This is a genomic window from Acidithiobacillus sp. TH-A35, assembly GCF_057473505.1.
Map to the genome: position 1 here is coordinate 1 of NZ_JBYCKR010000154.1, position 10,868 is coordinate 10,868.

At 56.9% G+C, this 10,868-nt stretch carries 9 protein-coding genes and 1 pseudogene; 5 read left to right on the forward strand and 5 right to left on the reverse strand.

Translation table 11 applies throughout. The annotated features are described in order from the left end of the window. The 4 genes and pseudogenes from AC2VNK_RS05320 to AC2VNK_RS05335 all read left to right on the forward strand — a co-directional run. Positions 1-500 (forward strand): annotated as a pseudogene (locus AC2VNK_RS05320) (chloride channel protein); the annotation flags it as partial. 13 nt (positions 501-513) lie between these two features. Next, positions 514-1,899 carry a chloride channel protein gene (locus tag AC2VNK_RS05325; protein WP_486883086.1) on the forward strand — a complete coding sequence of 462 codons (1,386 nt, stop codon included), beginning with the start codon at positions 514-516 and terminating at the stop codon, positions 1,897-1,899. A gap of 461 nt (positions 1,900-2,360) precedes the next feature. Next, a complete protein-coding gene (locus AC2VNK_RS05330) occupies positions 2,361-3,758 on the forward strand; it encodes an MFS transporter (protein WP_486883087.1) in 1,398 nt (465 codons plus the stop codon). Between the two features lie 30 nt (positions 3,759-3,788). Then, positions 3,789-4,355, forward strand: coding sequence for a cytochrome b/b6 domain-containing protein (locus tag AC2VNK_RS05335; protein ID WP_486883088.1), 567 nt, complete (start codon positions 3,789-3,791; stop codon positions 4,353-4,355). Between the two features lie 445 nt (positions 4,356-4,800). Here AC2VNK_RS05335 and dnaQ read toward each other — a convergent pair whose 3' ends face one another. Genes dnaQ through AC2VNK_RS05350 form a run of 3 tightly spaced genes read right to left on the reverse strand, consistent with a single transcriptional unit; the run spans position 4,801 to position 6,784 of the window. After that, the gene (gene dnaQ, locus AC2VNK_RS05340; protein WP_486883089.1) at positions 4,801-5,532 is read right to left on the reverse strand and encodes a DNA polymerase III subunit epsilon; all 732 of its coding nucleotides are present in this window, start codon (positions 5,530-5,532) and stop codon (positions 4,801-4,803) included. Beyond that, entirely contained in the window at positions 5,523-5,999 is a 477-nt protein-coding gene (gene rnhA / locus AC2VNK_RS05345) for a ribonuclease HI (protein WP_291521169.1), read from the reverse strand. The genes dnaQ and rnhA overlap by 10 nt, the downstream gene beginning before the upstream one ends. Continuing rightward, entirely contained in the window at positions 5,981-6,784 is an 804-nt protein-coding gene (locus AC2VNK_RS05350) for a class I SAM-dependent methyltransferase (protein ID WP_291521167.1), read from the reverse strand. The genes rnhA and AC2VNK_RS05350 overlap by 19 nt, the downstream gene beginning before the upstream one ends. A gap of 108 nt (positions 6,785-6,892) precedes the next feature. On the opposite strand from AC2VNK_RS05350, the gene gloB reads away from it, so the two are divergent. After that, positions 6,893-7,645: a hydroxyacylglutathione hydrolase gene (gloB, locus tag AC2VNK_RS05355; RefSeq protein WP_486883090.1), complete on the forward strand. Its 753-nt coding sequence runs from the start codon at positions 6,893-6,895 to the stop codon at positions 7,643-7,645. Between the two features lie 2 nt (positions 7,646-7,647). Here the strand turns inward: gloB and AC2VNK_RS05360 are convergent, their stop codons facing one another. Next, positions 7,648-8,895 (reverse strand): M16 family metallopeptidase, encoded by a 1,248-nt coding sequence (locus AC2VNK_RS05360; RefSeq protein ID WP_486883091.1) that lies wholly within the window; start codon positions 8,893-8,895, stop codon positions 7,648-7,650. A gap of 25 nt (positions 8,896-8,920) precedes the next feature. After that, positions 8,921-10,868: polyribonucleotide nucleotidyltransferase (pnp, locus tag AC2VNK_RS05365; protein ID WP_486883092.1), on the reverse strand; the 1,948-nt coding region annotated here is incomplete at its 5' end.

Below are 10,868 nucleotides of genomic sequence, written 5' to 3' on the forward strand. Positions count from 1 at the left end.
CAAGGGAGACGATTTACACGCGCAAACTGATCCGCCGCGGTCATTTTATTCCTGAGGCGCGGCACAGCAACCTCTACCTGATGCGTCCGGCTGGAGAGTTTATTGAGACTCCGCTGATCCGGGTAAAAGGTAGCCGGACGCTGGCAGATATCGCGGTACTGCTCCATCGCGGCCGTGAAATACCGCATATCCTGATCGTCGAAGGGACGCAACCCCGTGCGGTACTGACCGCCCCGCGCGTACGTGAGTTGCTGCGACACCGACAATCCTCGACCCCCATAGAAAATTTCGCCAGCGAGGATTGGTTTAGTGTTCCTGTGGATTACCAAATATATGACTTGGTCGCCCGCTTCCGTGCCACCCATCAGGAATGCGCGCTACTCTGCCGGGTTGATCCCCCGGAACATCACGAAGATGTTATAGCTATTGTGACGATTGAGGATGTGCTGGCCTACACCTCCCTGCCCATGCGCTTGCTACGCCCTCACATAGCGCAGTGACAGGGGCATTCTAATGGAACTTTCCGCATGGTTTCATCGCAGTTTGGAGCCGCATCACGAAGGTCCTGGTTTGATTCTGCTGGGTGCCGGAGTGGGTTTATTGACCGGGTTGGGTGCCGTACTTTTCCATTATCTGATTGCCGGCATTCATAATGCAGCCATTTTAGGCACTTTTGGTATTGCGCAAAACGCACGGGAACATACTCCCGTCTCCCCGTGGGGCGCATGGATTATTCTTGTGCCGGTGATCGGCGCCCTGCTGGTAACCGTGCTGGTGCGCAACTTTGCACCGGAAGCGCAGGGTGCCGGTGTCAGCCAGGTACTACGTGCGGTGCATGCCAATCGGGGCCATATGCGGCCGGTGATTGCGATCATGCGACCGGTGGCGACGGCCATCACTATCGGCACGGGCGGTTCTGCCGGCCGCGAGGGTCCGGCCATGCAGTTCGGTGCCGCTATCGGCGCCCTGGTAGGGCATCTTTTCCGGGTGCCCGATTACCGACGCATCCATTTGTTGGGTTGTGGCGTCGGTGCCGGTATCGCCGCCGTCTTCAATGCGCCTCTGGGTGGATGGTTTCTGGCCATGGAAGTGATCGTGCCTGACTGGCGGCCCTGGACCGTTCTGTCCACGCTCGTGGCGACGGCCTCTGCCAGTTGGGTGACACAGGAGGTTTTCGGGAACGCCCATCTCTTCGCGCATGCCAGCATCGCCCATTGGAATGGCAGCCTTATGTTACCGACCTTTGCCGTGCTGGGCAGCTTCATGGCGCTGATGAGTATCGGTTTTATCCAACTGATGGATGGTGTTGACGCCTATAGTCGGCAACTACTGCAAAATCCTTACACACGGCACATGTCCGGCATGCTGCTGGTTGGTATTCTGATTTATCTGACCGATCGTCTGACGGGTCATTACTATTTGATCGGCGGCAGCTATGCGGGGATATCCGATGTACTGGTCCAGCAGATTCAATGGCCACTGCTTCTGCTGACTTTGCTGGTCCTGAAGGCGGTGGCTACCAGTTTGACCATCGGTACCGGTGGTTCCGGGGGGATTTTCTCGCCTTCCCTGTTTATGGGGGCGGCACTTGGCAGTTGTTTGGGAATGCTCCTGGAACCCATTATCGGTGTCCCGCATCTGGCGGCCCTGTTCGCCCTGTGTGGAATGGCCGGTATGGTGGCGGCCACCACCGGGGCTTTGCTCAGTGCGCCCGTGATGGTGGTGGAGTTAACCGGAAACTACCATGTTCTGCTGCCGACCATGGTGACTGCCCTAACCGCTTTTGCCGTACGTCGTGTGTTTTTGCAGGATAGTATTTATACCTTGCCACTGCATCGCGAGGGGCTTCCCGTTCCTGAAAACCATTATATTGTCGAAGAGAAAATGGATGACAAATGATCCGCACTTCCCATACGCCACAACCTCATTTTTTGAAATGAGTTACCCATTTGAGATGATGAGGGGAACCAACAAGATTATATCTTGTCCATAGACTACAATGGGGCCTAAAATGATAAGGTAACTAACAATGACATACCGCAACGCTGTCGCTGTCTTTCTGTTTTCTATATTGTTTTTATCTGGGTGCTCTGGTGCAACATCTAATGGGTCTCCATATCCGCACAAAAGCGCGGCATGGTTTTCAAGAACAAAAAATACTGAAGCGCTTCATGTTCAACTGAGTTGGTGCGCCAGGCACAACCCCGATATGTCCTTACATTCTTGCACAATAGCGAAAGAGGCCTACGTAAAGATAGGCGGGCAGTGGAATGAAATGACAATAAAGCTATTTAAGTCTAATCCATAAGTAATCAACAATTCGTTAACTATGCCCTCAATAACCCGACAAAAGGATAAATATGACCACCCCACAAAACGCCCTGGACGGACGTGAACGCCGATCCATTATTGCCTTGGCCGGAATATTTGGTTTACGCCTGCTCGGCTTGTTTCTGGTATTACCGGTGTTTTCCGTCTATGCCCACGGATTGCATGGGGCAATGCGCCATCCGGTACTCATTGGCATTGCTCTGGGTGCTTACGGTCTGACTCAGGCCATTTTTCAAATCCCCTTCGGCAGACTGTCAGATAAGTGGGGCAGGAAACCCGTCATTGCGGCGGGACTCCTCATTTTTGCCATTGGCAGCGTTATCGCCGCACAGGCCACCAGCATCGAATGGTTGCTGGTAGGGCGAATCATACAAGGTGCAGGTGCCGTAGCCGCCGCCATTATCGCGCTCACCGCGGATCTGGTGCGCGAAGAACGCTGGACCAAGGCTATGGCCACTATTGGCATTACCATTGGCATCAGCTTTAGCGTGTCGCTGGTGTTATCCGCGCCGTTAGCACAATGGATTGGGGTGCAAGGGATATTTTGGTTGACGGCGGCGCTGTCCATCCTCGCCATCGGCGTGCTCTACAAGGTGATTCCGGCTGTTCCAGCACGCTTTCATCGCGATGCCGAAATGAATCCTGCGGCGCTGAAGGACGTACTGAGGAATCCCAACCTGCTCCGTTTGGACTTTGGTATATTTTCGCTCCACACTGGTCTGACAGCGCTCTTCGTGGTGCTGCCCTTGGTACTTATTGATCCGCAGCATCCGCTCCTCTCAGAGGCGGATCAGTGGATGTTGTATCTTCCGGTCATGCTGCTTTCTTTCGTGGCAATGATCCCTCTTATTATTGTCGGTGAGGCGAAGCATCGTCTCCGTGAAGTCTTTGTGCTGGCGATTGCAATTTTGCTGGCCGCGGTCATCTGGATGGCGCTCTCCAATCACAGTATCTGGTCTATTGCCATCGCGCTCTTTTTGTTTTTTGTGGGTTTCAATGTGCTGGAGGCAAGCTTACCTTCTTTGGTGGCCAAGTTCTGCCATCCGGGCGCCAAGGGAACGGCCACTGGCGTATATACCACGGCGGAGTTTTTAGGGGCATTCAGTGGCGGTTTGTTGGGAGGATTACTTTATCTGCCCGGTCAACACAACTACAGTGATGTCTTTTGGGCCGTGGCGGCCATCTATTTGATCTGGTTGATAGTGGCACTCACGATGCAGCAGCCACGTTATGTCGCCACCAGGATATTTCCTCTTCCTGCCGATAGCCAGGATAACGCGCAACTCACCCAGCAGCTTCTGCAATTGCCTGGGGTAGTGGAAGTGGCAGTTTTTCCGGATGAGCGCGCGGTGTATTGCAAGGTAGAGAGCAAAATATACGATGATGAGCGGGTGCGGGCGATTATTGGGTATGCACGTCAAGCATAGGCGATTCAGACAATAAAAGAGGAGAACTTTATGCAGCCAATTTTATGGGATAGTGGTACAAGGTGGTTACATATCGGGTTGTCTACTACACTAACATTTGAATTGTTCGGTGCTTTACTGGTTTCTGATCCGAATACCAGGATGTACTTCATTATTCATGAGTGGGTTGGTCTTTTGGCCACAGCTATCCTCATGGTCGAGTGGTTATGGATCTACGCTGACGGACAGTCAAAAATTCTTTTCCCATGGAACAGTAACGGGATATCGGTAATAAAGACAGACATTCTGGCTCTATTTAAAGGGAAACTACCGCAGGCGGGACGCGCCGTAGGTCTGCCCGGATTCTGGCATGGCATTGGAATCCTCTCCATGACCGGCTTGGCGATTACTGGCGTACTCATTTTTCTCGTAATCCCCGGTGGGCGCGGTGCATCTTCGTCCTCAGCCGGTGCCGCTGCTTTTACCACGCTTTCTGGAGTCCATAGAGAGATTTCCTACGTTGCATGGGTTTATTGGATTGGTCACGTTTCAGCTGCCATCCTCCATCAGGTGCGAGGTGATCCTGTCTTTCGCGCGATTTTTTTGCTGCGCAAATGATAGGTATTAGCAGTTCTGTTGCGGCAACTAAATAGGTGCTAACAGTTACCATTATGAGTGTTACCACTCATACAGAAAATTGGGGAAGAAGTGAAAATATCAAAGACCAAGGCGAAAGCAATAAAGTATTTTTTGTTTTTTAGCATCACGCCAGCAGTCGGAGTAATCATATATTTTTCATTTAACTTTTTTGGGATAGATATCGGCTTTGAATATATTATATATCTACTGATATTGGTTCTCTTTGTGAAGCTTATTGTTGGCGGCGTAGTTATCACCGTATTAAAAAAAGATAAAGAAGAATGATCCATATAATAACTGTTTCCGCTGCATACCTGCCATTGGAGGTAAAGAGCATATCGGGGGGTTGAGAACCCGCGAGATGGAAGGATCAGGTTATTGCCATTACCCTATTAGATCCCGCGGCTATAGGCACCTTATATTGCTACGATCCATCCTCAGACCACAATGCTGTGGCCCCCATATTCCGCAAATATTGCTGATGAGCCGCGCACTCCTCGGGACTGGCGCGAATCACCCGCAAGGGGTCTCGTGGCCGCGCCAATGGCGCCGGCATGATCGCGCTCCGGCCATCCCCAAAGCGTTGGGTTTCCCCTGCGGCATGGGCGCCACCCGCAGCCCCCAACAGCCCCATCATATCCACCTGCCCACCCGTCATGGCCAGATAAACCTCAGCGAGTATCTCGCAGTCCAGCAAGGCACCGTGCAGATCACGACGGCTGTTGTCCACATTATAGCGTCGGCACAAACTGTTCAGATCATTTTTCTGGCCGGGATGGCGGCGGCGCGCATCCACCAGGGTATCCATTACCGCCTGCCGTAACGGTGCTTTTTCCACCTGTTGCAGTTCATGATTCAAAAAACCCAGATCAAAAGGCGCGTTGTGAATAATGAGTTCCGCCTCGCCCAGGAAGTCCAGAAAGGCGTCCGCGACCTCAGCGAAACCCGGCTTATCCTGCAAAAACTCGGCGGTCAGTCCATGCACCCGCAAGGCCTCGGGATCACTGCCGCGCTGCGGATTAAGATATTGCTGGTAATGCACCCCCGTCACCCGCCGGTCAATCAACTCCACGGCACCGATTTCAATCACCCGATGCCCTTGCTTCCAGTCGATGCCCGTGGTTTCCGTATCCAGCACCACCTGCCTCACAGCCATCCTTCACCCTCCTGTACTTGCCCGCCCGCCGCATACTGGTCCATGACCAGATTCAGCAACGCGTCTACTCGTTCATTCTCGATATGCCCCGAGTGCCCTCTCACCCACTCCCATTGGATCTCGTGACGTGCCGCCACGGCCGCCAACGGCTCCCAGATATCCCGATTTTTGACCGCATCCCCACCCGCGGTCCGCCAGCCCCGGCGTTGCCAGCCAACCAGCCATTGAGTCATACCATCGCGCAGATAGCGGGAATCACTAACTACCCGCACGACGCTGGGACGCTTGAGTGCCTCCAGGCCGCGCAAAGCCGCGGTCAACTCCATCCGGTTGTTCGTCGTTTCCGGAACGAAGCCCCATAAGACCTTCTCCTGCCCGGCCAGCCGCAGACACGCACCCCAAGCCCCCAAACCCGGATTACCGCGACAAGCACCATCAGTGAATAACTCTATGATTTTTTTTGGCATGACGCAGGGTTCTCGGCAGGATCGGGGCCGTCATAGGCAACAGGCGCTTCGGAACGGACTTTTTGACGCCCGGAACGCAACTTGAGGAGCGGACGCAGCGCGCCGACCAGCGGGCGCTCGGGATCACGCCGCTGCGCCAGCAACAAATAGGCGTTGGCCCCTGCCGGCCACCAGCGGTCGCCCATCAGTTCCATCCACTGCGCATTGCGCTTCAGGCCCGGCACGGAATATTGAAAGTAACGTCCCTCTCGCAGCACAAAATCCTGCCCTTCCAGCAGGGTACGTAGTCGTCCCAGAGGCAGAAAGGGACGCCGCCACGGCCAGGCGCGGTCCCGGCGCCAGAGGTGCCAGCGGCGGACCACACTCAGACTGCCCCCTGGGTTGAAATCCATAATCAGCACATGTCCCTCTGGGCGCAGCACCCGCCAGCACTCCTCCAGCACCGCCTGCGGATTGGCTATCCGGGTAAGACAGAATGGGATGATAACCAGATCGAAACGCATGGCCGCAAAGGGCATCGCCTCACAGGCGCCATAGGCTTGCAGATACTCGTCGGAAGGCAAGACAAAGCCATCATTGAGCAGCACCCAGGTGTGCTCATGACCGGGCGGCAGTCCCCAGAAAACGGGTTGCCCGAGTTGCAGAATAGTCTCCGGGTGCAGGCGTTCTACCCAGCGCGGCAGAATATCCCGGGCGCGGTCCAGCAGGAGGCGGCCGCTGCTACCATCCCACCAGATGGCGGCACGACGCGCCCGTGGTCGACTGCGACGTCCCAGACTCTGCATATCAGCGCAATGGCCTTGCAGCGGCGAAAAAAGAAAACACTAGCGTCGGGTACCCCAATTCAATGCCATAATGGGCCTATGGTACCTTGCCCGTAGCGAGATGCAAAAATGCCCATTCATTTTATCCCCGCCTTCACAGATAACTACATCTACGTCGCAGAAACACCCAAAGGAGCATGGATTATCGACCCCGGTTGTGCAGAGCCCGTCTTCGCCTGGTGCGCAGAACATCAGCTCCGCCCCAGCGCCATTCTCTGCACCCATCATCATGCAGACCACACCGGCGGTGTGGAAGCATTGGTGCAACATTTCCGCATACCGGTCTATGGCGCCAACCAGCGCATCCCGCAACTCACCCACGCTGTCCGCGCGGGCTCTTTGGCGCTGGACAAGGAGTCGCTCACCGTGCTGGAAGTGCCCGGCCATACCCGCGATCATCTTGCCTACGCCTGGAAAGACGCGCTTTTCTGCGGAGATACCCTCTTCGCCGCAGGCTGCGGGCGCCTCTTTGAGGGCACCGCGGCGCAGATGTTTCACAGTCTGCAACAGTTCGCCAAATTGCCGGGGGATACTGCCGTCTACTGCGCCCACGAATACACCCTCAGCAATCTGCGCTTCGCAGCACAGGTCGACCCAGAGAACCCGGTCATAGCGCAGCGCCAAAAAGAGGCCACCGCACAGCGCGCGCGCAACGAACCCACCTTACCCTCCAGCATGGCCCTGGAGTGCGCCAGCAACCCCTTCCTGCGCTGCCATGAGCCTGCCTTGATCCACAGTGCCAACACCTTCGATCCCGACACCGGCGACGACCCTGTCCGCGTCTTCAGCACGCTACGCCGCTGGAAAGATCACTTTTCCTGAGTTCAGCGCCGTGTCGGCAGGCACATCAGTTCAAAACGCTCAGTCCAGGCTTTACGCAAGACCCGCCGCACGGCCTCAGCGTCCACCGCGGCAAGGGTCTGGAGGGATTCTTCCACCGGCACCAGGCGCCCCAGATACAGCCATTGTCGCGTCAGGCGGCTCATGCGAATTTCCGCATCCTCCTGCCCGAGCAGGAGCTGAATCCGCAGACTGCGCTTCGCCCAAGCCATATCCTCCACCGTCGGTCCATGCTCCAGTAATGTCGCCAGAACCTCCGCCATAGCCTCTGCCGCCTGAGCTTGCTGTGCCCCCGGTGTGGCCGCATAGAGCATCCACTCCCCGCAATCACGGAGAGTGTCGAGATGGGAAAATACCTGATACGCCAGCCCCCGTTTTTCACGCAGTTCGCGGAACAGATAGGACGCCGTGCCGCCGCCCAGTATGGCATTGGCCACCACATAAGCCAGATAGTCCTCTGCAGCAACGCTGCAAGCCGGCGCCATCCAGATCAGATGTGCCTGTTGCGCCTGGGCACGGCGCAGGCGTTTCTGTCCGCCATGAAACTGCGGGGTGGGCACTGCGGCATGGGCGCCATGGCGCGGTCCCCGGAAAGCCGCCTCCGCCCAGGCACAGAGCGCCGTATGCTCCACTTCCCCGACGGCGGTGACAATCAGTGGCGACTCGGCGAGGACCCGCTGGTGATAGGCTTGCAAGCGCTTCCGACTGGCTGACCGGATACATTGTGCATTCCCCAGCACCGGCCAGGCCAGGGGATGCGCCCCCCAGATTTCCGCGAGAGCACGCTCCTGCGCCCAGTCCTCCACATCCTCAGCGGCCATGGCCGCCTCTTGCGCGACTACCCGCTTTTCGAGGCGCAGGTCGGCGTGGTCAAAGCGCGGTTTCGTCAGCAGCTCGGTCAGCAGCGCAAACGCTTCGGCGGCGTCTTCCGCCAGCACGGTCCCGTGAAACACCGTGCTTTCGCGATCCGTGAACGCATTGATGGTGCCGCCCAGCGACTCCATGGCCGCATTGAGCGCATCACCATCGCGCTCCGTACTGCCTTTGAAGAGCATGTGCTCCAGCAAATGGGCAAAGCCGTTTTCGTCCGGGGCCTGATCCCGGCTGCCATTGCCGACGGTCAGGGACAAAGCCACACTCCGGCGTCCGGGCAGACGCTCACTGATCACCGTCACCCCGTTATCCAGCGTTGTGCAGAGCGATTCGGTGGCGCTCGTCAGGCGTTCAACCATATTGATAATGATGTCGGCGGACAGCTTATTGCGGGATATCCTTCCTGCTCAGCTTGATCTTGCCCTGACGATCCACCTCCAGGACTTTGACGCGCACCGTCTGCCCTTCCTTGAGGTGGTCGTGGACATCGCTGACGCGCTCGTTGCTGATCTGGGAAATGTGCAACAGGCCATCCCGCCCCGGCAGAATCGTCACAAAGGCACCGAAATCCATGATCTTGGCCACCTTGCCATCATAAATGGTATCGACCTGCACATCCGCCGTCAGCAATTCGATACGCCGCTTCGCTGCTGCGCCCGCTTCACCGTCCACAGAAGCGATGGTTACCGTGCCGTTGTCCTGAATATCAATAGTCGCGCCGGTTTCTTCGGTCAGGGCACGGATGACCTTGCCGCCTGGTCCGATGACGTCGCGGATGCGATCCGGATTAATCTGGATGGTGATAATACGCGGTGCATAGTCGGACAACTCGCCACGGCCTGTGGACAGCACACCGTTCATGAGTCCGAGGATATGCAGTCGCCCGGCCAGCGCCTGCTCGAGCGCCTGCGCCATGATTTCCCGGGTAATCCCATCAATCTTGATATCCATCTGCAGGGCGGTCACCCCCTGTTCTGTGCCCGCCACCTTGAAATCCATATCGCCCAGATGATCTTCATCACCGAGAATATCGGTGAGCACGGCAAAGCGGTCGCCTTCCTTGATGAGGCCCATGGCCACACCCGCCACCGGCGCCTTGAGCGGCACGCCAGCATCCATCAGCGCCAGGGAGGCACCGCAAACGGTCGCCATGCTGGAAGAGCCGTTGGACTCCAGCACTTCAGAGACCACCCGCAAGCTGTACGGGAATTCGCTATTACCGGGCAGGACCGCCGCTACTGCGCGCTTAGCCAAGCGCCCGTGGCCGATTTCCCGGCGCTTGGGGGAACCCACCATACCCGTCTCACCGGTAGAAAAAGGTGGAAAGTTGTAATGCAGCATAAAGCGATCACGACTCTCCCCTTGCAGGGCGTCAATGATCTGTTCATCACCCTTGGTGCCCAAGGTCGCCACCACCAGGGCCTGGGTTTCACCCCGGGTAAAGAGCGCCGAACCGTGGGTCCGCGGCAACACGCCCGTCTCGATGGTGATGGGACGCACCGTCTTGCTGTCCCGGCCATCAATGCGCGGCGCGCCATCTAAAATGCGTCCGCGCACAATGCTGGTTTCGATTTTTTTCAACAGGCCACGAACCAGGTCGCCGCGCTGCGCATCTCCCGCGGCGAAGGCTGTCGCCATGGCTTGCTGCACTTCTTCCAGGCGCTTGCTGCGTGCCTGCTTCTCCGTCAGCGCATAAGCTTCCTGCAAGAGCCGCGTGGCCTCCTCGCGCACCAGCGCGCCCAGGGCCTCATCAGCCACCGGCGCCACCCACTCCCAGCGCGATTTACCGGCTTCCCGCGCCAAGGCCTCAATCGTCTCGATAACCGGCTGGAATTGCGCGTGACCGAACATCACCGCTTCCAGCATGATCTCTTCGGACAATTGCTGCGCCTCGGACTCGACCATGAGTACAGCCTGCTGGGTCCCTGCCACCACGAGATCCAGTTGCGAAGTGGTCAACTGCGAGTAACTGGGGTTCAACACATACTGCCCGTCGATATAACCCACCCGGGCCGCACCAATCGGACCATTGAACGGAATGCCGGAAATCGCCAGGGCCGCCGAAGCACCGACCAGCGCCAGGATATCGGGATCATTATCACGATCCACCGACAGTACCGTGGCGATAACCTGCACTTCGTTCATGAAGCCCTTGGGAAAGAGCGGCCGGATGGGCCGATCAATCAGCCGTGAGGTCAGCGTCTCCTTTTCAGCAGGTCGCCCTTCACGCTTAAAAAAACCACCAGGAATTTTGCCCGCTGCATAGGCCTTTTCCTGATAGTTGACCGTCAACGGAAAGAAATCCTGGCCCGGCTTCACCTCCCGGCGGCCC

Coding starts and splice junctions, on each gene's coding strand:
- AC2VNK_RS05325 (WP_486883086.1), top strand. CDS start 514: ATGGAACTTTCCGCATGGTTTCATCGCAGTTTGGAGCCGCATCACGAA.
- AC2VNK_RS05330 (WP_486883087.1), top strand. CDS start 2,361: ATGACCACCCCACAAAACGCCCTGGACGGACGTGAACGCCGATCCATT.
- AC2VNK_RS05335 (WP_486883088.1), top strand. CDS start 3,789: ATGCAGCCAATTTTATGGGATAGTGGTACAAGGTGGTTACATATCGGG.
- dnaQ (WP_486883089.1), bottom strand. CDS start 5,532: ATGGCTGTGAGGCAGGTGGTGCTGGATACGGAAACCACGGGCATCGAC.
- rnhA (WP_291521169.1), bottom strand. CDS start 5,999: ATGCCAAAAAAAATCATAGAGTTATTCACTGATGGTGCTTGTCGCGGT.
- AC2VNK_RS05350 (WP_291521167.1), bottom strand. CDS start 6,784: ATGCAGAGTCTGGGACGTCGCAGTCGACCACGGGCGCGTCGTGCCGCC.
- gloB (WP_486883090.1), top strand. CDS start 6,893: ATGCCCATTCATTTTATCCCCGCCTTCACAGATAACTACATCTACGTC.
- AC2VNK_RS05360 (WP_486883091.1), bottom strand. CDS start 8,895: ATGGTTGAACGCCTGACGAGCGCCACCGAATCGCTCTGCACAACGCTG.